Genomic DNA, 24,672 nt, shown 5'->3' on the forward strand with positions numbered 1-24,672 from the left:
CAAACGGCATATACCGCTTTACTTAATGCTTGAGTAAAATTATAAAAAACGCTTTAAAATTTCGCTTAAATTTACCTCGATTTATAGGAATTTAAGAGTTTTTAAAATATATTTTCGCATCTTAAATTCACGGAAAAGATCATGCAAAATTTTCTCGACAAACTCACCGCCACAATTGACGCAATCAACTCCTTTTTGTGGGGTCCGTACTTTCTAATCGCCCTACTTTGCGGCACCGGCGCGTATTTTACAGCGCGCTTGCACCTGGTGCAGATTTTTAAATTTAAAATGGGCGCGCGCAAGCTTTTCGGCAACTTCTCCCTGCACGGCGAAGCTGCAGGCAAAAGCGGCATGAGCTCGTTCCAAGCCGTCGCCACGGCGATCGCGGCACAGGTCGGTACGGGCAACCTGGTAGGCGCCAGCACCGCGTTAGTCATGGGCGGACCGGGCGCGATATTTTGGATGTGGTGCGCGGCGTTTTTGGGCATGGCGACGAATTTCGCAGAGATCTGCCTGGCTCAAATTTACCGCACCAAGGATGATAGCGGACATATGATCGGAGGACCCGCGTTTTACATCAGCCGCGGACTCAAAAGCCCCTTTGCTAAGCCTTTAGCGGCGTTTTTTGCGCTAGCTATCATCTTTGCTTTGGGCTTCATGGGCAATATGGTGCAGGCAAACTCCATCTCAGACGGCTTTAGCAGTGCATTTGGAATCCCGAAGTGGGTGAGCGGCGCAGCATTGGCGCTCATCTGCTGCGTCATCTTTTTCGGCGGCGTCAAAGCGATCGCGCGCGTAGCCGAAAAGGTCGTGCCTATAATGGCGATCTGCTACGTGCTCGTCGGTCTCGTCATCATCGGCTCAAATTTCGATAAAATTCCATCTGTCATCGCGCTGATATTCAAAGCCGCGTTTGATCCATCCGCTGCCTGGGGCGGCGCTACGGGCGCTACGATCGCCACTGCGATGAGATACGGCATCGCGCGCGGACTCTTTTCAAACGAAGCGGGCATGGGCTCGACGCCGCACGCACACGCCGCGGCGAACGTCAAACACCCCGTAGATCAAGCCGTGCTCGGCATAATGGGCGTTTTCGTCGATACATTCATCGTGCTTAATATCACCGTTTTTGTCGTGCTTAGCACTGACGTAGTCGCCTTCGAAAACGGCAAGGCGGTATTTTCGGGTATCTCACTGGTGCAAGAAGCCTTCGCATCGCAAATTTTGGGTCGCAGCGGCGGCTACGGCTTCGTGGCGATCTGCCTGTTTTTCTTCGCATTTACCACGATTTTGGGCTGGTATTACTTCGCCGAGATCAACGTGCGATACCTCTTGGGCGCAAAATTCGTCAAGCTCTTGCAAATTTTAGTCGTCGCATTCGTATTTATAGGAAGCGTGCAAAAGATCGACCTCGTCTGGGGGCTAGCCGATATGTTTAACGGACTGATGGTGATCCCCAACTTAATCGCGATCATCCTGCTTAGCCCCGTCGTCGTGCGGCTTTTGAGCGACTTTAACGACGGCAAAAGCTACGACGCGAACGACTACAAATGACGCCGCGCGCTAAATTTCAAGCCCGCACTTGGAATTTAGCGCAAAATCGCCGCAAAATTTAGAATTTTAAAATTCTTTTCGAGCTAAAATTCTTGCCTAAAATTTTATGATCTAAGGAGAACGGATGCAAATTTTAAGGAGCGAAAAATGCCCGTTTTAAAGGCATTGCTGACCGGGCAACCGCGCGCTTACGGCGACGAGCGCGCCATGCAGCCTCTAAAAAGGCGCTGGGAGACGGCGATTTTTAAGCAAGCTAGAATGAGTGAAGTGCGCGCGAACGAGCTTGGGTTCGAGGGCGACGCGGTAGCCGACACGCTGCATCACGGCGGAGAGGAAAAGGCGATTTTTGCTAACTCGCTGCAAAATTACGCCGCGTGGGAGAGATTTTTGGGACTTAAAAATCTAGCCTACGGCGCAATGGGCGAAAACCTCACGATCAGCGGACTACACGAACAAAACGTCTGCATCGGCGATGTGCACCGCATAGGCTCGCTGGTACTGCAAGTAAGCCAGCCGCGCAAGCCCTGCTACAAGCTCTCGATGCGCTGGGGCAACGCGGAGATGACGGCAGAGATCGCACGTAGCGGACTTACCGGCTGGTACTACCGCGTGCTGGAGGCGGGCTCGTGCCGCGCGGGCGACGAGATCTACGTCGTAGAGCGCGACCCCGCTATGATGAGCGTGATGGAGCTCAACCGTCTATTTTACGGCGATCGCCTCGATGAAGGGCTGTTAGCAAAATTTAACCGGCTTACGACGCTTACGCCAAAATGGCGCGAGGATATGCGCCGCAAGCTAGAAGGCAGCTACGACGACGGCTTTATGCGGCTATGAAATTTAGCCTCGAAGCGGCGTTTTAAAACAGCAAAGTAGCGCCGCGCTCTATTAGTTTTAAAACACACTCTGGGTGCGGATTTCAAAATACTTTCTAAGCCGCTGGTGCTAGTTTTCAAAACACTTTCTAGCCCATCAATCAACTTATAAAAAACGCTTTCTTGCGAGCCAGCCTACAAAATACTTTTTTGCTTGAGCATTTAAAACATCTTCTAGGCTTTCGGGATCAGCGCGAAAAACCACTTCTTAAGTGCGAGCATAAATTTAGGCTAAATTCCAAAGACGAAATTTTAATTTGATCTGCTCTTGATCGCGCTCTGTTCTCTTGCCCTATTTTATGACATGATACAGCTACAAACGGAATTAAAAATGCAAATTTAACCGCGCCTAGAATTTAATCTATATGAAGTCTAAATTTAATCGCGCATTCAAAGCCGCGTACGCCGCTCTTTGTAAATTTTAAAATTTAAAAGCGGTAAATTTAACCCTTTTGCTGCGCAGTAAATTTTCCATAAAAGCCAAAAAGAAAATTATTTACTCGCGCGACGCACTCATCTCGCGCATTCAGCGACGCAGCTCTTATGTTGCAAACGAGCTCCTAAGCTTTTAGCGCGCCAAATTAAGCGCCAAAGCCTTGCCGACCGCCTTCAAAGCTCATTCATAGCGCTCGCTATAAGTAGAATTTTGCGTGGAATTTTCTGCGGCGCGGTAACAATTACAACCTTTTAAGAGCGCGACCGCAGTTTAAAAGCCTACTTCAGCTTTTTAAAAGCGCGCGCCGTATGGCTCAAAGTCCATTTTCACGCACTTAATCAACTACCTCGATCCCCGCATCCGCACAAGCTTTTCGCGCCTTTTTGGATATGCCGATGCCACTCGTTTCGATTTTTTTAAGATTTTTGAATTGTGCAAGCTCGGCGGCGTCAATGTTTTTGATATCGAAAAGCTCGTCCTCGCCGTCCCAATCAGGCGCGATTTGCAGGTAAATTTCGTTTCCGCCGTCAAGATAGAGCTCGCTCACCTGCTCCGCCAGATTTGTGGGGACCGGATAGTCCTTAAACCACTTTTTAGCTTGCGGCAGGGCGCCAAAATCCGCATATGGATCGATGCCGCGCTCCTCGCAGTACTCAAACACGTCAAATTTGGGCTCCAGCAGGGATTTTTCATACATCAGCTCGTTCATCACGGCGACTTTGAAATTGAAATTTTTAAACGCTAGCGTCTCGCCGGCAGCGCGCGGAAGCTTAAATTTATCGCTCGGCTTTCGCTTTAGCTTTTTCTCTTTTTGATTGATGCAAACGCGCCCTATCGGCATTTTCGCAGCTCGCACGATGTCTGCGATCTCGTCTGTGTCGCGCTTAGCGAAGCGCTCGGCAAAATCCATCGCGCCTATGCGCTCCTGCACGGTCTCGGCTAGAGCTAGCGATACTTCGAATTTGCCCAGGCTAAGCTCCAAAAATATATATGCGCCGCGTAGCTCCTGCTCTGGCACGGCCTCAAGCGGCGGTCTGCCCTCTAGCGTGAACGCGCCGCCGTAGAGCTTGCGCGGAACCTCGTGCTGCACGCCCTTTGCGACCTCAAGCATCAAAACTATCTCGGCAAGCTTCGGCTCTGCGAGCTCGCCCGCGCGCACGAATGCGAAAATCCCCGCCTCATCCCAAAAATAGCGGCTTTTGCCCTCCCCGTCATCGATCACGCGCGGCTGACCTAGGGCTTCATTAAATTTAGCTAGATCAAACCCGCAGTTTACGCCGCCGATGAAAACACCGTCCGAACGTACGTCAACGTCAAATTTATCCTTTTTAAAAATGTCAAACAGTCCCATTTATCGCTCCTGATTTTGCCTTAAATTTCGTCTTAAAATTTTTCCAAAAACCCGTAAAAATCGTCTGCGAAAAGCCTATCCTCACCCTCCGCGTAGTCGCGCACGAAGACCTTGTATTCGCACGGTGCGTCGCCTGCCCGCTCGCTTGCTATCTCATTCATCGCCCCACCTGCCGTCTCGTCTGCCGCTTCGCTCGTTGTCGCGCCCGCAGCTTCGCTGCTCGTTCTCTCCGCCGTCTTGCCGCGCGCCGTATTTGGCGAGCCATCTGCTATGTCGCTTGCCATGCCATTTGCTGGCAAAATTTTAAAATAATACTCCTCGTCCTCGAGCTGCAAAAATACGAGCTCGTCCGCGGCAAATAGGCCATTTTTTAGATTTACCTCATACGTGTAGCAGATGTCGGCGTCGGCGTCCTCCGCAAACTCGGGCGGAGCGATCGTTTTTAGCTCCGTTCCCGCCGCGCTGACGCTAGCATATCTTAGCAGCATCTGCTTGTAGCTCGCAGGCAGCGCAAAACCGAGCTTCCGCTGCGCCTGCGCAATCCATGCGGGCTTTATGTCGCTGCGCCCCGCTGCCGTGATATTTTTAGATTTTTGAATAAGCTTTTCTATCATTTTGATCCCATTTTGAGTGAGAAATTTTAACGCCTTAGCACACCAGACGCGCTGTTTACATAAACCCACAGGCGTTTGGCGCGGCTTTTAAAATCTAAATTTAAAAGCTCGCGCAGCTACAAAACCAAGGCGAGCCGTTTAAAATTTCAGCAGCCCGCGTCTAAATTTTAACCGCAAACACGAACGGTAATATTCCTGCGATCTAAATTTAGCGCTACTTAGCCAGCGCTATTACTTCGATCTCCACAAGCGCGCCCTTAGGGAGCTTGGCGACCTGCACCGTACTGCGAGCAGGCTTATGCTCACCGAACGCTGCCGCATATATCTCGTTCACCGCGGCAAAATCGTCCATATCGGCTAGGAAAATCGTAGTTTTGACGGCATCTTGCAGCGTTGCGCCCGCTTCTTTCAAGATCGCGGCGAGGTTTTGCAAAACCTGCCTCGTCTGCGCCTCCACGCCGCCCGCGACAAACTTGCCGTCCGGCTTAAGCGCGATCTGCCCCGAGGTAAAGATGAGCCCGCCCGCTTTGATCGCCTGAGAGTACGGTCCGATGGCCTGCGCCGCATCGGGAGTCGAGATGATCTGCATAGTAAAATCCTTTGTGAAAAATTTCGTCCATTTTATCGCAAAATATTTTAGCATTGCTTTAGGTGGCGGAATTTTGCGAGCGAGGTTGTGGGTGCAGCGGGCGCGACGGTGCAGCTAAAATTAATGGGCGAAAAAGCGGCGGCACGGTAAAATTAATAAGCGCGGGGCGGCTAAATTTCGTTTATGCAAACACCGTAATGCGGTGAAATTTAAATGGCATAGATGGACAAAATTTCGCCTATGATAGCAGAATGAAGCGGCAGGCACAGCGGTGCGGCTAAATTTAATCGCTGCGAGTGGATTTGGTAGTACGTACGGGCGGCATGGCGAAATGATCTATGGAGGGTATTTTAAAATTTCGTGGGCATAAACATATAAAATTTCATAGCACGGGCACGATAACGCCGCGCGCTCGGCAATACAACGACTCTATCAGCGGCACCGAATGAATGCATGGCGATACGACGAAATAGATACGGGCAGTGTGGCTAAATTTAACCGATGCGAATGGACGAAACTTCATCGGCATCGTTGCGGCAGCAAATCAAATCCTTGCACCATCAAGACCATCAATGTCGCGACAGCAAAACCGAGCCTGCCCACGGTAGTGATACGGGCGACGGGGTGGTAAAAGCAACACCGCAGCGCCAAAATCGCTACCATCACAGCAGAAAAAACAGCGCCGTCATAAAAAAACAGTGCGGCACCGCGCAACGCAATTAAAATTCTCGCAGTAGCAAGCGCGGCAACGAAGTTGTCGATGTAGCGGAGCAAAATCAGCGATATCGAAATAATAAAATCAAAGACCTCGCAACAAGCAAGGTCTCCGACGCAACGGCAGCAGAATCAACATCGCAGCAGCGGGAAATTAGCGTAGTCGTGACAAGATCAGCGTAACACTACGATAAAATCGACACTACAATTAAAATTTGCAGTGTCGCAGTAAGTTTGGTGCGATACTGCGGCAAAATCGACGCCGCAGCAGCAAAATCAGCACTGCCGCGGCAGTAAGATCAGCGTCATCAAAACATATCGGCGAGGGTTCATAAAATTTTACGCGAAATTTTATACGAAATCCTGTATAAAATTCTATGATTTTGACTTTAGATTGGCCTATGATCGGCCCTCAACCAGTCTGTAATTAACTTGCGATCAGCCCGCCAATCAGTCCTGTATTCAGCTTGCGATCAGTCCGTAAAGTAGCTTTAAAATCGTCGCGGCAACGACGAACAGAAGCATCTTGCGCACGAATTTTACGTCGCATCGCATCACCAAGCTTGAGCCTGCGAAGCTGCCCGCGATCTGTCCGACCGCCATCACCGCTCCGACGAGCCATAAAATTTGCCCACCGATGATAAAAACGCCCAAAGAGACGATGTTTGAGGTGAAATTTAAAACCTTCGTGTGCGCGACCGCCTTTTTCATATAAAGCCCTAAAATTCCTACGAGCGCAAACGTCCAAAACGAGCCTGTACCGGGACCGAAAAACCCGTCGTAAAAGCCCAAAACAAGCCCAAAAATCGCGTAAAAGCTATTTTTTGACATCTTGGGTTTGGCGGGCGCTTCGCCTAGGTTTGGCGAAAAAATCATATAAAAGAAAAGCGCCAGCAGCAGGATCGGAATGAGGTAGTTTAGGAATTTCGCATCGATTAGAAGCAGGACATAAGCGCCGACGAGTCCGCCTATGAACGTAAAAATCACGCCGCGCAAGATCTCCGCAGCATCGACATAGCCCTTGCGGATGAAATTTAAAGCGGCGGTGAAGCTTCCGAAGCTGCCTTGAAATCTATTTGTAGCGATCGCTACATGCGGCGGGATGCCCACGGCAAGCAGCGCAGGCAGCGAAATCAACCCACCGCCGCCCGCGATCGAGTCGATAAATCCGCCGAAAAACGCCGCCGCAAAAAGCACCGCAAACTGCCAAAGCTCAAGCTCCATTTTTGTCCCTTTTTAATTTCCAATATTTTACAAAAGGTGAACTTAAATTTTAACCGCCGTACATCGCAATAGCAAATCGTATGCTATAATAGTAAAAAATAAGGATAAAAATGAATAGTTTCAAAAAAATCATAGATCTGATTTTAAAAATTTTCATCATAAGCGTATCTATTTTAGGGGCAATCATCATATTAATAATAGCATTTATTATTGCGTCAATTTATTTAAAACCATATAATGATTTTTGGAACGTAAAGAGCAATAATTTTGAAGAATTGAATATTTTAACAGACAATGCAGATATGGATGGATTACTTTTGTATCGTAGAAAAATTCAACCAAATGCCGCAGATAGTCTAGATGAAATCTGCTATGTTCATTACGTAAAGTTAAATTCTACTAACGGCATAGCAGAAAAAAAACTCATTGAAAACGGCTACAAACCCTCCAATAAATCCAATTGTGTCGCTCAAGATAGCAATCTAACGGAATTCAAAAAAATCACGTTTGCTGCGCCGTTTTTTCATTATCTAGGCTATAGTGATATATTTGATAAAATATATTTAGTCTATGGCTCAACAGCTCACTTAGATGTATCTACCATAAGCGCAAAAAATGGACAAATCTGGCAAAAGCAAGGACACGAAATTATTATCTATCCAGGAGAAAATATAATTCAAAAGAATAGATTATTCTCTGAGTGTTTTGGTCCATTCGGTATGTGCAATTAAAGCTAGAATTAATCAAGCAGTGAAGGTAAAATTTTATCTATCTCGCCGCTCTGTCCGAGGCGATACAGCGCGAAGTCGTATTTGATAGGGTCACTCGGATCGAAGCGTCCTAAGCTTTGCGTAAGCTGTAAAACCGCCTCAAAATCGTAACTCTTGCGATCGATCAGCCCAAGCTTAAGCGAAACTTTATGCGTATGGGTATCGAGCGGGATGAGGAGGCGCGATTTTTCGATCTTTTTGTACAGCCCCAGATCGATGTCGCTGTCGCGCACCGCCCAGCGCAGGAAAAGATTGTAGCGCTTATACGGCGACGTGGGCTTTTGCGCGAAGCCGCGCCCGAAAAAAAACTCATATCCTGGGCTGCGATAAGGATTTAATTTGTAAATCTCGCCGATTAAAAAATTTATCCCATCCTCGATCCGTCCGCTTTTTTGCATGCCGCAAAGCACGCTCTCCTCGATGCTAAGGCTATTTTTAAGCCGCTTTAAAGTTATAAAAATTTCAGCGACGTCGCGCGGGCTTTGAAATCTATATTTTTTGCCCGCAAGCTCCGCGCCAATGCGCTCATCGCTCCCGTCTAAAAGCGAAAAATCAAGCGAGTGGAGGAATTTTAAAATTTGAGCCGCGTTACCGTAAGCAAACAGCGCGCAGATAAGCGCTACGACGTCGTTTCGATGTCCCTTTGCGACCTGCAGCGGATCGGGCGCGCCGAAAAGATCCACGTCGCAATTTTTTAAATCAGCGTAATAATCTAAAATTTGCTTTAAGCTTTTCATTTTGCGTAGTAGCTCATCGTCGTAGCGCCGAATTTGCGCGATTTAAGCAGCGTGAAATCGCCGATTTTCGGCGGCAGCTCAAGCTCGCTCATATGCTCGATCGCGATTAGCAGCTCACACTGCGCGGAGCCTAGGCGCGCTATCAGCGCCAACACGCGCTCGTAAATCTCGCCAAAACCCTGCCTGATCGCAAACGGCGGGTCTAGATATACAAACACTCTGCGCGCGGGATCGGAGATGGAATTTTCTTTGGAATTTGCGGTATGGCTTTCGCTAGAATTTTCAGCAGGGCTTTCGCTTAAACCATTTGCGGCAGCACTTTCACCTAAACTGCAGACAAAATTTTCGTGGGAATTAGCGGCGAAATTTTTTCTTGAATCGTGGGTTAAATTTATGCTTGAATGTAAATTTTCTCCACAACCCGCGTCAAAATTTTCGCTCAAATTTAAGCTTTCTTTCTCTTCACAGCTCGCGCCTAAGCCCGTACCGCGATTTGCGTCAAAATTAGAGCTCTCGCCGCATTTTGAGCTTAAATTTAAGTTGCAATTAGCGGTCTCGGTGCCGCTAGCGTCGTATTTCGAAGCGGAGCTAGCGTCAACCTTTTCGCCAAAGCTTGCGGCGTCCGTGGCTAGCGAATTCACGCGGTATTTTATGCTAGAAGCACCCGCACAATCGCCAATCTGGGCACAATCGCCAAAGCCCTCCACTCCTGCGTAATCATCATTTACGCCGCTCTGCGCGCCATTTTGAGCGCTGTCAGGCACACTGCTTCGCATGCCGCATTTAGCTAAATTTTTTACGCCGCTTTGCGTGCCGCCTTCCATTCCAACGTTTTGCGCGGCGCGGTATCCGTTCTCTCCCTGCTCTACGTCGCTAAAGCTTTTGCGACAGCCCTCTTTTTCGCTGCTTGAATTTTTACAGCAGGTGCCGTCGTCGGCATGGTTTTCGAAATTTTTGCCGCTTAAATTTAACGAATTCGCGCCCGAGTGTCCGTTCACATTCGCTTGCAGCTCGTGCAAAATTTCTGGTAGTCGCTCGAAGCAATCGCCCAAAATCGCATTTGCGCCGAGCCCGAAAAGCTCGAAATTTTTCCGCATTATCTTATGCGCGGCGACGTCCTTTTCGATCGCATAAATGTTTTTTGCGCCGTTGCTTAGCGCTTCAAGCGCCATCGCACCGCTGCCGCCGAAGCACTCGATAAACGCCGCGCCGCGCAACTGCGCTCGCCACGTATCGAAAAACGAGCCTTTTACGATGCTTTTTGTGCTGCGCGTACTCGAAAACGCGGGCAGAGCGAGCTTTTTGCCCCTATAAATGCCGCTTGAGATTTGCGTAAAGAGCATGCCGCCGGATTTGGAAAATTTAGCCATTTTGCCTTCTTAAAATTTCGATGATTTTTGCCTTGAACTCATCAAATAGCGCGCAAATTTCATCTTCCGCACTCGCCGCGTCGTATCCACTAAGATCCACCCGTAGCGAGCTTTGAAAATCCTCTAGCCTCGATAACAACATCTGCTTGGAAAACGGCAGCGCCAAATCCCCGTCCTCGCCGATCAAAAATAGCGGTTTTGCCGAGCTTTGCGGCTCGTCGCTTATCATAAAGTCGCAATCCTGCGCACTTGCAGCATGACCTTTTAAAAACAACTCCAGCGTCTTTTGCAAAATTTCGCAGTCACAATCGATAAAAGCTTTCATCAAAGCCCCTTTTTAAATTTTATCATCTTAAACTTCTCGCCAAACTCAGCGCGCAGGTGATTGAACTCCAAAAGCGCGTTATGATAGCCCCTCTCGCCGCTTTTTTGCATAAAAAGCTCTAAAAGCTGGACCGCGCCGAAGTCTATGAGAGCCGCGATCTGTCTTTTAAAATCCGCCGTCACGGCGCCCGCATCCTCAAACGCTGCGCGCAAAATTTCAAAATTTACGTCGTAGGTAAGATCACTCTTGCCGTAAAAATCGCTTAAACTTTGCACCTCAAAGAAGCTAAAAACCTCGTGGTTTCGGTAGATCCGCAGGCTAAAATCGCCGCTAGCGCCCATCTGTCCGTAATCGAAGGCTATGAAATAAAACCGCTGCGCGCTGGCGCAAATTTCGCGGGCGAAGCGAAAGTATCCGACCGGGATTTCGCCGCGCGAGATGCCGAATCTGCGCGCGAGGGTTAAAATTTCACGTTCTTTTATGGGAGCAAATTTTGCCGCGCCGCTTTCGATAAAAAGCATATTTTCGCCGTCCACCGCCTCGCATTTAAAGGCGTCGAAAAGCTCGTTTGCCACAAAGATCGCATCTTTAAATTTCGCCTCATGCGCGCTTGTGAAATGCTTTAGCGCGATCTCGTCGCCGAAGCTCTCCGCAAAGCTCGCCCGCTGCAGCTCGCGCAGGCGCTCGTGCGGCTCGATAATCGCAAAGCTAAATTTATCAAGCGCCGCCGCGCCGCCCAGCGTAAAGATAGCTTGCGCTATGTCGCAAAGCAGCCGCCCGTCGTGCGAGCCGATCTCTACGATAGCGATTTTGGCGCTATTTTGCGACTTTTTTGCAGGCGCAGCGTCTAAATTTAGCTCGCTCGCCGCAAGATTTTGCCGCGACCTATTTGAGCTCGGCGCCGCGTCTAAGCTTAACTCTTGCGTCGCGCAAAAATCCGCGCTTAGGCGTAAAATTTCGCGCGCGATGCAGATACCGAAGAAGCTCCCTATGCTTACGGCAGTGTAAAAATCGCCGCTCTTGCCGATTTTAGCAGCATTTGCGTAGTAGCTCTCGTTTAGCCAGCCCTCGAAAAAATCGCTAAATTTCACGCCCGCACTATCTCATCCAAGCTCTTGCGTAGACGCGCAAAGCCCTCTTTGATCTCCGGTTTTTTGATATTTAGCGCAGGCAAAAATCTAAGGGTGCGCTTGCCGGATTTTAGGATCAAAAGTCCGTTTTGCAGGGCTTTGTTAAAGATCTCGCCCAGATTTTTTTCATCGCGCAGCACGAGGCCTTGCATCAGACCGAGCCCCACGCGCTTTTCGATCAGGCTAGGATAGTCTGCGGCGATGGCGTCTAGTTTTTTGATAAATCTTTTTATAGTCTTATCAAGCTTACCGCTCGCTTTTAAAAACTGAAGCTGCGAAAGCACCGCAAGCGCCGTAGAGGTCGCCAAAAAGTTACCGCCGAAGGTGCTGCCGTGCTCGCCCGGAGCGAAAATGTTTTGCTGCGCCACGCACGCGCCGATCGGCACGCCGCCCGCAAGCCCTTTGGCAAAGGTGATGATGTCGGGACGGATGCCGTAAATTTGCGACGTCGCAAACTCGCCCGTGCGATATACGCCGCACTGCACCTCGTCGGTGATCAAAAGCAGCTTTTTCTCTTTCAAAACCGCCGCCAGCCTTTGCACGCTCGCCTTATCCAGAGGCTTGATACCGCCCTCGCCCTGAACAAGCTCGATCATCACGGCGACGCTGTTTTCATCGATGTGCGCGATGATCTCCTCGATATCGTCGAAAAATTTAAATCCTGGCATATAGGGCGCAAAAATTTCGGGATGAAATTTCTCCTGCCCCGTAGCTTGCAACGTCGCTAGCGTGCGGCCGTGGAAGGAATTTCGCAGAGTTAGAATTTCAAATTTTTTATTAGGAAAATTTACGGTGCCGTATTTGCGCGCCATTTTGATAGCCGCTTCGTTCGCCTCCGCGCCAGAGTTACAAAACACCGCGTAGCTGCGATACCCCAAAAGCTCGCTAACCTTTTGAGCCAGGGCTTCTTGGGGCAGAATTCTATAGATATTCGAGCCGTGGATGATCTGCGCGGCTTGCGTGCCGATCGCTTCCAGCACGATTTCATTTGCGTGCCCCAGACAGTTTACGCCGATGCCTGCGCCGAAATCCACGTAGTCCTTGCCCGCTTCGTCATAGACTATCGAGCCCTCGCCTCTTACTAGCGCCACGTTTACGCGCGCGAAATTATCCATCAAATAGTTCATTTTTTATACTCCACTTTAGGCAGATGCCAAGATTTGTAATAAGCCATCATGCGAAACGCAACCCCTAAAACCAGCAAAATAAGCACCGAAACTACGCCGCTAAGCCCCAATCCATCAAGCACGAAATATATCAAGCCCACGCCCATACTTATCGTGCCATAAAGCCCCGTATGCAAAAACCACGGCACTTCGTTCAGCAACACGTCGCGCAAAATACCGCCGCCCACGCCGTTGCAAAATGCGATTAGCACCACGCCGAAAACGTTGTGATTGTAGCTTAGCGCGACCATCGCTCCCACGATCGAAAAGCTTACGACGTCGATCGCATCGGTTAGAATAAATAAAAATTTACCCTCCAAATCGCGGTTTTCGTAAAGTTTGGCAAAAATGGCTACGGCGCTTACCGCAAGCACGATCGTTACGGGCGCATAGTGCGTAAACGAGTAGATCTCGCGGCTTACCAAGGTATCGCGCATGATCCCGCCGCCAAGCGCTGTCAAAAACGCCGCGATAAAGATCCCAAGCCAATCGCAGCCCTTCTTTACGCCGAATAAAAACCCGCTAAGCGCCGCCGAAGCGATGCCTACGCACTCCGTAAGCTCCAAAATACTCATATCACAACCCGCTAAAATCCTTTTAAAAACGCATTTTACAACAACTAAATATAAATTTCGGTAAAGCGCGACGGGCTGGAGAAATTTAGGTGCGGCGGTATAAATTTCAGAGCGGCGGATAAAATTTGAGCGTAGCGAATTAAAATTCTACGAGATAGAATTTTGCGAGACAGAATTTCGCTAGGTAAAATTCTACGCGGCAGAATTCTACAAGGCTAACATACGGCGTCGCTTCCGCGCAAATATAAAATTTGGACTTGAAATTTCTTGAAATTTATAAATGCCCGCGGGATAAAATTTCACAGAATTTTATAGCGGCTAAAACATACAGCGTCGTGGCCTGGCGCAAATTTTAGTTTTAAATTTACGGTACGTGCGCGCTAGAAAGAATTTAGCGCCAACGAGACCGGCTTTATATTTGGCAGCTAACGGCGCATAAATTTTGATTTGAAATTGCGCCCTTATTTTGGCGCCGTGCTTTGCCGCTATAAAATTTCATGAAATTTTACGCTGACCTAGCCCGCGCGGAATTCTACGTAAAATTTTAAAATTTAGCGGTCGAATTCTGCATGGAATTTTACGCCGAGCCGCCGTTAAATTAGCGCAGCCGCTCTTTTAAAATTTCCCAAATACCTGGCATTGCCAGCAGTCCATTATGCGGCGCGGCGGCTATTTCGTAAAATAGATCGCCCGCCTTAAGAGATCCCGCAAGATCATACGAGTGGTGCACCGGTATCAGCTCGTCGGCGGCGCCGTGGATGAGCGTGATCTGCGTGCTGCGCGCCGCTTGCAGAAATTCCGCGGTCGGAATCTTATATCGGATCAAAAATTTCGGCACAAAGGGGATCTTTTCGTGCGCGAGCCGCTCGAAGCTAAAATATGGCGCGAGCAAAATCAGCTGCGCCGCATCCCACTTCGCAGCCTGCTGTGCCGCGATGCCGCTTCCGATCGAGTAGCCTATCATCGCGAGCCTCTTGGGCGAATGCTGCGCCAAAACGTAACGGCTCATCGCATCCGCGCTCGCCAAAAGCTGCTGCTGCGATGAAATTTTGCCGTCCGATTTGCCGTAGCCAGGGTAGTCGAAAATATAAAAATCATATCCCAAAGCCGCAAAATCCGCGCCGTATGCGCCCCAGCCGCTCACGTCGCCGAAGTTGCCGTGAAAGAACAAAATCGCGCCTTTAGGCTCTGCCGCGCTAAATTTCAGCCCGTTTATAGACCCGCCCCCAAACGGGATATTGATCTCTTGAAATTTTACTGAAGCGGCGTTTGCGTTATTGCCTGCAGCGCCGTTTCCTACGATGTTTTCTACGCCCTGCTCGCCGCTAGTTTGAGCGCTTTTATTTTTGATCTCGCCCGCAGCGGCGCCGTTTTCCTTTACGTCACCCGCCGCCGAAGCGTTTTCGTCCGCGCCGCCGTTTGTAGAGGCGTCATTTTGCGTAACGGACGCCTGCATATCTAAATGTGCGCCGCTCTCGGGAGCGTTTACAAGTCCTGCAAATTCGGAATTTTCAAAGCTAAATTTGAAGTTTTTATCTAACGGCTCGCCCAAAAATATCAGCCGCTCCTGAAAGATATAAAGTCCCGCCGCGATCGCCGTATAAAGGCACGCCGCGATAACGCACAGCCTAAGTAAAACCCTCATCGCCGTCCTTTAAATTTAAAGCCGAGACGCAAAAATGCGCAGCAGCACGCGAAATTCCGTCTCGCCGCTAAGCTTTAAACTCGCTCAAAAACCATTGAAATGCCAAGATCAGCCCTGGCGCGCGCACGATCTTTTCGTCAAACATAAACTCCCGCGCCTTGGTCGCAGGCAGGTAGAAAAGCTCGATCTTCTCGCCGTCCACGCCGCCGCCGCGACCTAGCTTCATCGATTCGTCGATACGCGCGAAGTATAAAATTTGACGGTTCGCCGCAAAGCCCAGGGCGCTGTAGTAGCTCGTGATAAATTTCAGATCCTTCACGGCATAGCCAGTCTCTTCGAGTACCTCTTCGATCGCCGTTTGCTCCTCGCTGATACCCTTGTCCAAAATGCCAGCGCAAAGCTCATAGGTGTAGCCCTTTTCGGGCGAATTTATTAAATTTTCCTCTTGATAAAACCACACGCTGGGGCGAAACTGCTTAACGAGCAAAAGCGCGTCGCGCTGCATATGGTAGAGCAAAATCGAGACGCTATCGTGCACTTTGACGCAGTCCCACGCGCGCGCTACGCCGTCCATTTCGAAGCTTAAGCGAAAGGGTTTAACGAAATTGGAGCTTTTAAGCTCGGAAATTTTAAAATTTTTTATAGTAGTATCCATGTCGCAAGTCCTAAAAAGCTAAAAAACCCCACGATGTCCGTCACCGTAGTAAGCAGCACGGAGCTACCGACGGCGGGATCGATATTTAATTTTTTAAGCGTGATCGGAATGACGGCGCCGAAAAGCCCCGCTAGCGTTAAATTTAGCACCATCGACATCGCAATCACCAGCCCCAAAAGCTTAATGCCGAACCAAAAATACGCCACCAGCCCCATTAGCGTGGCAAAAATTAGACCATTTATGAAAGCGATCGTGATCTCGCGAAAGAGAACCTGCTTTTTGTCTTTAAATGCTATCTCGCCCAAGGCTAGGCGGCGCACGGTTACGGTAAGCGCCTGCGTGCCGGTATTGCCGCCCATGGAGGCAACTATCGGCATAAGCACGGCAAGTGCGACCAGCTTTTCGATAGTGGCGTCAAAAAGTCCGATGATCGTGGAGCTTACGATCGCCGTGCATAAATTTACCGCTAGCCACACAGCGCGCGCGCGACCCGCCTTAAAGATCGTAGTCTCGTCGTCTTCGGCTTCGTCATCGACGCCCGCGAGGTTGTAAATTTGCTCAGTAGCGCGCTCCTGGATGAGATCGTGGATATCATCGGCGGTGATACGCCCGATAAGCACGCCGTTAGCATCGACAACGGGGATGACGTTAAGATCGAATTCTTCAAAGTCCTTGATCACATCGTCGATCTTATCGGTATCGGTGGCGAAGTGGATTTTATTTTCGGCGCCGAATTTTCGTGAAATTTGCTCCAGCGTGAGCGAAAAATCATATAAAATCAGATCGGACGTCGAAAAGGTAGTAAGCAGATGCCCCTTTTTATCGAGCACGAAGAGCTGAAAGACATTCTCGATCTCATCCTTTTCGCGCATAACGCGTAGCATCTCGACCGCCTGCCCCAGGGTCTGATCCTGCCTCGCGCTAAAGACCTCGGTCTGCATATACGCGCCCGCCTCATCTTCGCTATATTTGGAGATAGTAAGAATATCGTGACGATCGTCCTCGTCAAGCCCATAGAAAATCTGCTCGGCCTTGTCCTCGTCGATTTCGCCGATGTTTTGCAAAAGCTCTGCCTGATCGTCGCTTTCGAGCTCCTCGATCGCTTTGACGATCTTTTCGTGAGGCAGAGTTTCGATGACATCTTCGAGCATATGCTCGGGCATCTCAAGCGCAGCATCGGCAAGATCCTCAGGATCTAGCTTTTTTAAGAATTCTACGTATTTTTCTTCGTCGTGCTTTTTTAGAGTTTTTAAATGCTCCGTAAGATCGGCGGCACTCAGCTCATGCTCAAGCGTATCGTCCAAGTGCGCATCAAGAAGCGCTTTGGCTTCCTCGACGTCGTCCAGCTGCTCTTTATTTTCCATTTTCAGCCTTAATTTATCGTGATAAGCGACTCGTAGTTTTCAAATTTAGCAGGGTTTTTCGAGCCGTCTTTAGCCGCAGCCATTCTGGCGTCCATATCTTTGACGAGAGCTTTAAATTTAAGCTCTTCGGCGCTTATGACGTTAGTTTTTTCAATCTTGACTACCTTGAGCGGATCTATAGCCTGCTTATTTTTATAAAGTCCGAAGTGCAGATGCGGTCCCGAACTAAGCCCGGTCGAGCCTACGTAGGCGATTAACTGACCTTGCTTGACACTAACGCCTGCTTTTGTGCCGCTAGCAAAGCCGCTAAGATGCGCATAAAGCGTGCTGATACCGCCGCCGTGGTTGATCTCTACGGTGTTGCCGTAGCCGTTTTTACGCCCTACGAAGCTAATCTTACCCGCTCCTGCTGCATTTACCCTAGTGCCTTTGGGAGCTGCATAATCCACGCCCAAATGCGCACGATATCGCTTTAAAATCGGATGAAATCTTTTAGGGGTAAAATAGGATGAAATTCTAGTATAAACAAGCGGCGTGATAAGTAGAAAAGATTCGACCTTTTTACCGCTTCGATCGTAGTATTTATCATCGAAAAAATATAGCGATTTGGGCTTTTTATTTTCCTCGATCATTCCTGCGGTGATATTTACTCCGCCAAAAGGCTTGCCAAGGCGCGTTTTTTGCTCATACAAGATCACAAGCCGATCGCCCTTTTGCAGCTTTTTAAAATTTACCTCATTTTTAAAAACAAGCATAAACTCATTCGCTAAAGCCGCATTGCCCGTAGCTTTGATGATGTCTTGATAGGGCGAGCTTTCGATCTGAATTCCTAAAGAGTAGCTGTTTTCCTCATAAACTATCGGAGTATAAACGAATCTAAAAGTGCCGAATTTATCGCGGTAAATGTGGATCTGAAGCTCCTCACTGACGGGGATTAACAGCTGGGAGACGCGACCTGCTGGATCACGCAAAATTTGACACTCCACGCCCGCTCGCACCTCAGCGGCAAGCTCTTGGTCTTCTTTATCCAGGTCGTAATATACAGATGCGGGGATGCCCGCGGTTTCCATAAATTGCAGCAGACTCACGCCATCTGGCCAGGCAAACTTCTCTACGCTGGGGTTATTCGCAAAAACTACGCCTATCCACAGAAAAAGCAATATAAAAATTCTAGTCATATAAAACCGCTTTGAAATATTATTTTAAGGCGGGATTGTAACGAAAAAACTCTTATATTTCGTAAATACCGCGGAATTTTATCGCTAATTTCAAAGTTTTATGTATAATTAGCCGAAATTTTATTCAGGAGTAGAATTTTGAAAAAAGCTTTACTTATTTTAGGTCTATTTTTAAGCGCGGCGATAGGGGCGGAATTTAACATGCCGCGATACGAAACCGCCCTACTTAGCGTAGCGGATGGTTCGGGCGAGATCACAGATAGCCCTACGATTGCCGTAGGTAGCAGCGGAGTGGTGATGCATAATTTCGGTAGCGGCGCAAGCTCCATCATCGCGCGTGCCGTCGTGACACAAAAAAGCGCAGGCAAGGCAAAGGTGCGATTTGAGGTCTTTGATATGTTAGCTCAAGAGGCACTGCCACTGCCTAAAATTTTACCCTCAAGCGGCGATAAAGTGATCTTAAATTTCCTCTATGACCGCGCCATAATCGTCGCGCCTAACGCTGAAATTTACGAGCAGGTTATCAAGGCTTTCCCTAATATAAATTTTATCCACCCAGATCTTGGCGGCGCCTATCTTAGCTACAACCACAAGCCAAATCCCAGCCGAGACGATTTTCGTAAAATTTGCGCGCAAAACAGCGCCGGACTGATTTTTATCGCGATGGATAAACAAGGCGTATTTGCCGACTGCGGCAGCTTCAAGCCTTTGCGCACGTTCGCTAGCGGCAGCGTGGCTTATTATCAGCTGCCGTTTTACTCACGCGTGGGCGAGATAAAGACCGTCATTTGGGACTTTACTAACGGCCCGATCAGCGATTACGACAAGCACTACCGCTATTTGCTGGGCTTAGACGGCGATGAATAGCGCTGCGCGAGCGTTTTTTACAAATCTATTAGGCGCGGATAACGCCTATTTTGACGAGGCTCATCGCACGGCATACTGCTACGACGCGACGAAAAGACGCTGTCTGCCGGACGGCGTGCTTTTCCCGCGAAGTGAGGACGATGTCAGTCAAATTTTAAAATTCTGCAACGAAAATTTAATCCCCATAGTTCCAAGAGGCGCAGGTAGCGGCTTTACGGGCGGATCTTTAGCCGCAAACGGCGGAGTGATTTTAGCATTTGAAAAACATATGAATAAAATTCTAGAAATCGACATGCAAAATCTACTCGCCGTAGTCCAACCCGGCTGCATAAATATCGATCTGCAAAAAGCAGCCGCAGCGCGCGGGCTTTTTTATCCGCCCGATCCCGCAAGCCAGGATTATTCCACGCTAGGAGGCAACGTCGCCGAAAACTCCGGTGGCATGCGCGCCGCAAAATACGGCATCACCAAAGACTACGTAATGGCACTGCGTGCGGTACTGCCTAATGGAGAGGTGATCCGAGCGGGCAAACGCACTATAAAAGATGTCGCAGGCTTCAACGTGGCAGGAATTTTAATCGCAAGCGAAGGCGCGCTTGCCATCATCACCGAAATCACGCTCAAACTAATCCCGATGCCAAAGCTTAAAAAGACCGCGATGGGCGTTTTTCCTAGCGTAGATGCAGCAATGAATGCCGTGTATAAGACAATGGCAGCCGGTATCACGCCCGTGGCGATGGAATTTTTAGACGCGCTGTGCATAGCCGCGGTCGAGGAGAAATTTCATAAAGGCTTGCCGAAGGGCGCGGGCGCGATTTTGATCTGCGAAACAGACGGCAATTTAGAAGCAGTGCTTTTGGAGGAGCTCGCACTCATAAAAGAAATTTTCGTTCAAAACGGCGCGAGCGACTTTCGCATCGCAGAAAGCGAAGAAGAGCGTGCGGGCATTTGGTTTGCGAGACGCAACTGCTCGCAGGCGATCAATATCTACGGCACGCTTAAGCTAAATGAGGACATCACCGTCCCGCGCTCGCAGCTGCCCGAGCTACTGCGCCGTATCGCGCGCATCGGCGATAAATACGGCGTGCGCGTGCCCTGCTTCGGGCACACGGGCGATGGCAACGTCCACACCAACGTCATGGTCGCCGACAAAAAGGACGAAGCTCAGGTGCGACGCGGACATGACGCAATCACCGAAATTTTCAAAGCTGCAGTTAATCTTGGCGGTACGCTCAGCGGCGAGCACGGCATCGGGCTAAGCAAAGCAGAATTTATGCCACTAGCTTTTAGCGCAGCAGAGATGGAGCTATTTCGCACAATCAAAAGGGCTTTCGATCCAAAAGGCATCTTAAATCCCGGAAAAATGGGGCTTTAAATTAGGACTGTCATCCAACTTCTACGGTGATTTGAAATCGATTTATTCCACTTATCTCATCTAAAATTTTACTTTCTTACAATATGCCTACTTAAAATTTATCTTGCTTACAATTTGGTTTATTTGTAAAGTTTTGTCAGAAGTCAAAGTGAGAAAAAATTTGAGATAGTCGCCCAAGGATAGGGATTGGGAGCAAATTTATTCAAAATCAAAGTGGCAAAATTCGATTTAAATTTTTTGACAAAAACCTTACGAAATTTTACACCGCTTTTAACACCCGTTTAAATGGGCATTAAAAGCATTTTATCATTCCGCGCTCTCTGTGCCCTGCACTCTTTTGAGCGTGGCGATAAGATTATCTCTAAATTTATAAATATCTTCGAGCTTTTCGAGCGGATATCTAGTCTCTTGTTTTTCTATCTCGTGAATGCCAATATATTTCTTCGCCGTATTAAAGTGCAATCTAGCTATCCATTTGCGGTTATTGTCGTCAAAGAGTACTCCAAAATAGCTTTGAGTATCCCTTGCATAAATTTTATCAAGCTCCACATATTCGCCCAGTATTGATTTGATGATAAAAAAGCCCTGCAGCTCATCTTGTGTAGTTACAATCTTGGCTTCATCATTACTACTTTCGTCATCCTCGTCCGTGATATTTGCCGTTAAGCCCGCACGTACAGAATTTATCTTTTTTGAGGCAAGATCGGTCACTATCTCACTCAGAGCGGTTTTTGTATAGCTCTTAAAGTCCTCTAGCACACTTCCGGTTATGCGCGTTCCTTGTGGAAGTATTCTGCAGGCAAACATTCTAGCCAAATCATCGCTAGGTTTAGCGGTTTCTTCCTCAAATATCTTTTTTATCTCAAGTATGCGGCGCTGCTTATTCGCCATCTCCAGTATCGAGCTGATATTTAAATCGCTTTTTGTGAAACGTTCAAGGGCCTTTACATCACGTTTATTGAGGTCATCGAGATTTACGATAAGAAAGGGGCTATCGTCGAGCTTGTTTTCCTTGTTGATATCGGAGTAAAAGCGATACTCTACGCCGTTGGTCAGCAATGCAAATTTAGCGTCCGTAACGCCGAAATATCGATAGAGTTGGCTTGAATGATTGTCTAACACTTCGGTGTGCTTCTTGACCTCTACGATGATGAGCGGCTTGCCATCATACATTATGGCGTAATCTACCTTTTCGCCCTTTTTTATGCCTACGTCCGCGGTAAATTCAGGCACTATGACGTTAGGGTCAAATATATCGTAGCCTAAAATTTGAAAAAACGGCATCACAAACGAGTGTTTCGTGGCCTCTTCGGTTTGCACGGAGTCCTTGATGCTCGATATTCGAGCACCCAGGCGCTGTAAATCCTCATATAAATCCATAAATTTATCCTTTTATATTGATTTCATATTACGCAACGTAGGACCTTGCCGACGATATATACTTGCAAATCGCTATCCGGTCCTATCTCGTAGCTATCGTATTCTTTATTAACGCTTTTTATGTGCAGTACGCCGTCGGGGCTCTTTTGTAGCAGCTTCACCATAAAATGGTCGCAGTAGTTGACGATATATAGCCCGTCTCCTTCAAATTTTGCCGTGACGTCCACAATCACCCAGCTATCGGGGTAAAGCATCGGCACCATGGAGTAGCCCTCTACCGGCATGCAGCGGATTCTATTTGTATTTTTAGGGCATACCTTAAAAAGCATCCGAGAGAAAGGCACCAATACATCGGTGTCGTAGATCTCTATGCCGTTTATATCGACGCTTTCGCCGGCGCCTACGGATGAGCTAAGCTTGCGGATAAAAATTTGGTCCGTCTCGGTTTCTTTAAGGTTTGAAGTTTTGGGGGACAAAATTTTTGTATTGAGGGACACTTCTTCTTTAAATTGGATGGTGGATAGAGGGACAGGTTGGGGGACACCTAGTTTTATTCCTTGCTGCGTTAGAGCATCAATATCTAAATTTAATCCTTTAGCGATTTTTTTTATAACATTGGTGGTTAAATTTTCATCGTTTGATTTTTCATATCTTTGTATCGTTTTATCGGATACTCCCGCTAAAGTTGCTAACTCTTGTTGAGTTAAATTTCTTTCTTCCCTAAAAAAGCGAATTTTTTGTCCTATTCCCATACTCTACCCCTTGACAAACAGACAAAATTGTCGTATAATTTCGACATCGATACCAAAATTATATCAAAGGAAGCTTAAAGAAATGATGGATTTAATCGGCAATGTTAAAAAAGGCGGCGTAGCTGAGCAGGTTCAGGTAAAGACCGGCAAAACGCTAAGAAGATTTTGCCGAGAAAATAAGTTAAGCTACGACAGCATTTTAAACGGATACTTCTCTAAAAAAGCCAAAAATACCTTCAAAAAACTAGGTGTGAAAGTAGCCTAAAATGTGGGTAAATTCAAAACGCGCGGCTGAAATTTTGAGCGTAAAATACGATACTATCAAAAAAGCCACTCAAAGAGCTGAGAGGGTAGGCAAAAAATTTTGCATTATTAACGGACAAAATTGTCTGTTTAATAGGATTAGCGGGAATATAGGTGGTGCGGGTGGCAAAACCCTTCAAATTTGGATTGATGATAATTTGATAAATGATAAAAACAGCGAAATTTCGCAGGCGGACAATGCTTCCGTGGTAAATTTGGTTAATACTACCGCCTCCGTCCGTCCGCTAAATTTCACTAAAGGAGAAGATGATGCTCAAGGACTTTATTGTAGATCTAACTACAGAGGAGATCAAGCACAGGATGGAGAGCTTGACGGCTTATGTGAGAGAGTTCGCAATGCTTTTAGGGGACGAGGAAAAGAGCAAAAAGCTAACGCAAATATGCTTGGAAATAATAGATTTATCGCTCGAGATAGAAAAGGTAATAAAGGGGTTTTAAATGGAGATAGCGACGCGAGCGCCGCAAATTTGCCTGCTATCGCTACTTGCTCGGATAAAAAACGCAAGGCCGCTTTTGAAAAATACGACGTAATCAAGGCGTGGGAAGATGCAAAAGGCAAGATAAGTGAGGCTGCTTTTCTGGAGTATATCAACGCTAAAAAGATATGCTGCGTAAAAGTAACCGCAAATAAGCTCTACGACTGGCAACGTAAATTTAAGAAAGGAGGCCTTGATGCGCTAGTGGACGAGCGGGATAATAATAAGACCCTAAAGCTTGACGCGCTAGGTCTTGCGCCGCTTTGCGTGGAACTGATACTCGCATGCAGCGGCATGGGCAAGGTAGATATAACAAACATCTACAAGGCGCTAAATTACCACGCGGTAAAAAATTCTCTCATAAACTTCGAGGATTTTCAAGGCAAAAGAGACGAGATCGTAAGCTATGAGGTCGTAAATCGCTTCGTAAACAACTACCTAAACAAAAACAAGCTGGTAAAAAACATCATCCTTTACGGCGAGGATGGAGCGGTCGGTCGCGGCTTGCCGGCTCTTGGTATCAGCAACTACGCCGTAAGCACGATAAACGAAGTCGTGGAGATAGACGGCAGCCCGCTTGATCTAATCTGCAACGCTAGCGAGCTTTGCGAGCTAATCGGCTGGCAAAACGTCAGCACTATCTTTAAAGACAAAGACGAATTTGAGAGCTATGTAAAAGAGTGGCAAAAGCGCTATACCATCATCGCTCTAATCGATACGTATAGCGGGGTAGCGACTTTTCACATCAGCGATAGTGAAAATTCTCTCTCTATTGCTAGAGCCGTGGCTAAATATATCGTGCGCTACGGCAAGCCGAAGGTTATCAAGGGCGATAACGGCAAGGCGTTTAAGAGCGAATATATGAAAGAGGTTTTGGGCGCGCTTGATATCGAATATAAGGCGGTAAGAGCCTATAGCGGCTGGCTAAAGCCATACGTAGAACGAAATTTTAGAGCTTTGCAGCATAGCTTTAGCGCAAATTTGGCCGGCTTTATCGGCCATAACATCTCGCAGCGCCAAGCGATCGAGTTTTTCCGCTCCAAAAAAGAGCGCCGATTAAAAAGAGGCTACAAAACAAACCTAACGATGCTAAAAAATCTAAGCGAGGTGCAAGAGCTAATGGATATGTACGCGGAGAAATTTCTAAACACCCGCTACCTTGAGCGCCTTGATACTACCTGCGCAGCTGCGTATAGTGCAAAGATAGGCGATGCTGTGTATATGGACGC

The 24,672-nt window shown here is 47.9% G+C and carries 24 protein-coding genes and 1 pseudogene; 8 read left to right on the forward strand and 17 right to left on the reverse strand.

Features of this window, described 5'->3' with window-relative positions; translation table 11 throughout:
- The first annotated feature begins 141 nt into the window (after positions 1–141).
- Both Q0323_RS04140 and Q0323_RS04145 read left to right on the forward strand, forming a co-directional pair.
- Positions 142–1,554 carry a sodium:alanine symporter family protein gene (locus tag Q0323_RS04140; protein WP_298051793.1) on the forward strand — a complete coding sequence of 471 codons (1,413 nt, stop codon included), beginning with the start codon at positions 142–144 and terminating at the stop codon, positions 1,552–1,554.
- 147 nt (positions 1,555–1,701) lie between these two features.
- On the forward strand, positions 1,702–2,388 hold the full coding sequence (locus tag Q0323_RS04145; protein WP_298051796.1) for an MOSC domain-containing protein: 687 nt from the start codon (positions 1,702–1,704) through the stop codon (positions 2,386–2,388).
- A gap of 808 nt (positions 2,389–3,196) precedes the next feature.
- Here the strand turns inward: Q0323_RS04145 and Q0323_RS04150 are convergent.
- The 3 genes from Q0323_RS04150 to Q0323_RS04160 form a co-directional block, all read right to left on the reverse strand.
- Positions 3,197–4,213 carry a hypothetical protein gene (locus Q0323_RS04150; protein WP_298051798.1) on the reverse strand — a complete coding sequence of 339 codons (1,017 nt, stop codon included), beginning with the start codon at positions 4,211–4,213 and terminating at the stop codon, positions 3,197–3,199.
- Between the two features lie 32 nt (positions 4,214–4,245).
- Positions 4,246–4,827 (reverse strand): hypothetical protein, encoded by a 582-nt coding sequence (locus tag Q0323_RS04155; RefSeq protein WP_298051801.1) that lies wholly within the window; start codon positions 4,825–4,827, stop codon positions 4,246–4,248.
- 214 nt (positions 4,828–5,041) lie between these two features.
- Complete coding sequence (locus Q0323_RS04160) at positions 5,042–5,416, reverse strand: RidA family protein (RefSeq protein ID WP_298051804.1); 375 nt, start codon at positions 5,414–5,416, stop codon at positions 5,042–5,044.
- Between the two features lie 507 nt (positions 5,417–5,923).
- Here Q0323_RS04160 and Q0323_RS04165 point away from each other — a divergent pair.
- Positions 5,924–6,139 (forward strand): hypothetical protein, encoded by a 216-nt coding sequence (locus tag Q0323_RS04165; RefSeq protein WP_298051807.1) that lies wholly within the window; start codon positions 5,924–5,926, stop codon positions 6,137–6,139.
- Positions 6,140–6,592: 453 nt separating this feature from the next.
- Here Q0323_RS04165 and Q0323_RS04170 read toward each other — a convergent pair whose 3' ends face one another.
- Positions 6,593–7,354 carry a TSUP family transporter gene (locus Q0323_RS04170; protein WP_298051810.1) on the reverse strand — a complete coding sequence of 254 codons (762 nt, stop codon included), beginning with the start codon at positions 7,352–7,354 and terminating at the stop codon, positions 6,593–6,595.
- A gap of 110 nt (positions 7,355–7,464) precedes the next feature.
- On the opposite strand from Q0323_RS04170, the gene Q0323_RS04175 reads away from it, so the two are divergent.
- A complete protein-coding gene (locus Q0323_RS04175) occupies positions 7,465–8,085 on the forward strand; it encodes a hypothetical protein (RefSeq protein ID WP_297920886.1) in 621 nt (206 codons plus the stop codon).
- An 8-nt stretch (positions 8,086–8,093) separates the two neighbouring features.
- Here Q0323_RS04175 and Q0323_RS04180 read toward each other — a convergent pair whose 3' ends face one another.
- The 11 genes and pseudogenes from Q0323_RS04180 to Q0323_RS04230 form a co-directional block, all read right to left on the reverse strand.
- Positions 8,094–8,861 carry a TIGR02757 family protein gene (locus Q0323_RS04180; RefSeq protein WP_298051813.1) on the reverse strand — a complete coding sequence of 256 codons (768 nt, stop codon included), beginning with the start codon at positions 8,859–8,861 and terminating at the stop codon, positions 8,094–8,096.
- Entirely contained in the window at positions 8,858–9,685 is an 828-nt protein-coding gene (locus tag Q0323_RS04185; protein ID WP_366939551.1) for an RsmD family RNA methyltransferase, read from the reverse strand. The genes Q0323_RS04180 and Q0323_RS04185 overlap by 4 nt, the downstream gene beginning before the upstream one ends.
- 180 nt (positions 9,686–9,865) lie before the next feature.
- A pseudogene (locus tag Q0323_RS04190) lies at positions 9,866–10,231 on the reverse strand (RsmD family RNA methyltransferase); the annotation flags it as partial.
- Entirely contained in the window at positions 10,224–10,556 is a 333-nt protein-coding gene (locus Q0323_RS04195; RefSeq protein ID WP_298051816.1) for a hypothetical protein, read from the reverse strand. The pseudogene Q0323_RS04190 and the gene Q0323_RS04195, both read right to left, overlap by 8 nt.
- Complete coding sequence (locus Q0323_RS04200; RefSeq protein ID WP_298051819.1) at positions 10,556–11,647, reverse strand: SAM-dependent methyltransferase; 1,092 nt, start codon at positions 11,645–11,647, stop codon at positions 10,556–10,558. Before Q0323_RS04200 ends, Q0323_RS04195 begins: the two co-directional genes overlap by 1 nt.
- Entirely contained in the window at positions 11,644–12,813 is a 1,170-nt protein-coding gene (locus Q0323_RS04205) for an acetylornithine transaminase (protein WP_298051821.1), read from the reverse strand. Before Q0323_RS04205 ends, Q0323_RS04200 begins: the two co-directional genes overlap by 4 nt.
- On the reverse strand, positions 12,810–13,427 hold the full coding sequence (locus Q0323_RS04210; protein ID WP_295151609.1) for a TRIC cation channel family protein: 618 nt from the start codon (positions 13,425–13,427) through the stop codon (positions 12,810–12,812). The genes Q0323_RS04205 and Q0323_RS04210 overlap by 4 nt, the downstream gene beginning before the upstream one ends.
- A 598-nt stretch (positions 13,428–14,025) precedes the next feature.
- Complete coding sequence (locus Q0323_RS04215; RefSeq protein WP_298051825.1) at positions 14,026–15,072, reverse strand: alpha/beta fold hydrolase; 1,047 nt, start codon at positions 15,070–15,072, stop codon at positions 14,026–14,028.
- Between the two features lie 67 nt (positions 15,073–15,139).
- A complete protein-coding gene (locus tag Q0323_RS04220; RefSeq protein ID WP_298051827.1) occupies positions 15,140–15,727 on the reverse strand; it encodes an NUDIX hydrolase in 588 nt (195 codons plus the stop codon).
- A complete protein-coding gene (mgtE, locus tag Q0323_RS04225) occupies positions 15,712–17,091 on the reverse strand; it encodes a magnesium transporter (protein WP_298051828.1) in 1,380 nt (459 codons plus the stop codon). The genes Q0323_RS04220 and mgtE overlap by 16 nt, the downstream gene beginning before the upstream one ends.
- A gap of 8 nt (positions 17,092–17,099) precedes the next feature.
- Positions 17,100–18,269, reverse strand: a complete 1,170-nt coding sequence (locus tag Q0323_RS04230) for a peptidoglycan DD-metalloendopeptidase family protein (RefSeq protein ID WP_005871954.1) — start codon at positions 18,267–18,269, stop codon at positions 17,100–17,102.
- 138 nt (positions 18,270–18,407) lie between these two features.
- On the opposite strand from Q0323_RS04230, the gene Q0323_RS04235 reads away from it, so the two are divergent.
- Both Q0323_RS04235 and Q0323_RS04240 read left to right on the forward strand, forming a co-directional pair.
- Positions 18,408–19,136, forward strand: coding sequence for a plasminogen-binding N-terminal domain-containing protein (locus Q0323_RS04235; RefSeq protein ID WP_297995600.1), 729 nt, complete (start codon positions 18,408–18,410; stop codon positions 19,134–19,136).
- Positions 19,129–20,511 carry an FAD-linked oxidase C-terminal domain-containing protein gene (locus tag Q0323_RS04240; RefSeq protein WP_298051831.1) on the forward strand — a complete coding sequence of 461 codons (1,383 nt, stop codon included), beginning with the start codon at positions 19,129–19,131 and terminating at the stop codon, positions 20,509–20,511. The genes Q0323_RS04235 and Q0323_RS04240 overlap by 8 nt, the downstream gene beginning before the upstream one ends.
- 306 nt (positions 20,512–20,817) lie before the next feature.
- Here the strand turns inward: Q0323_RS04240 and Q0323_RS04245 are convergent, their stop codons facing one another.
- Together Q0323_RS04245 and Q0323_RS04250 are read right to left on the reverse strand one after the other, a co-directional pair.
- Positions 20,818–21,891 carry a type I restriction endonuclease gene (locus Q0323_RS04245; protein ID WP_298051834.1) on the reverse strand — a complete coding sequence of 358 codons (1,074 nt, stop codon included), beginning with the start codon at positions 21,889–21,891 and terminating at the stop codon, positions 20,818–20,820.
- Between the two features lie 23 nt (positions 21,892–21,914).
- On the reverse strand, positions 21,915–22,643 hold the full coding sequence (locus Q0323_RS04250; protein WP_298051835.1) for a LexA family transcriptional regulator: 729 nt from the start codon (positions 22,641–22,643) through the stop codon (positions 21,915–21,917).
- An 82-nt stretch (positions 22,644–22,725) separates the two neighbouring features.
- Between Q0323_RS04250 and Q0323_RS04255 the strand changes: the two genes are divergently transcribed.
- Positions 22,726–22,908, forward strand: coding sequence for a hypothetical protein (locus Q0323_RS04255; RefSeq protein ID WP_297950760.1), 183 nt, complete (start codon positions 22,726–22,728; stop codon positions 22,906–22,908).
- Position 22,909: 1 nt separating this feature from the next.
- Positions 22,910–24,672: transposase family protein (locus Q0323_RS04260; RefSeq protein WP_298051837.1), on the forward strand; the 1,763-nt coding region annotated here is incomplete at its 3' end.

The sequence above is a fragment of the uncultured Campylobacter sp. genome (genome assembly GCF_938030145.1).
GTDB lineage: Bacteria > Campylobacterota > Campylobacteria > Campylobacterales > Campylobacteraceae > Campylobacter_B.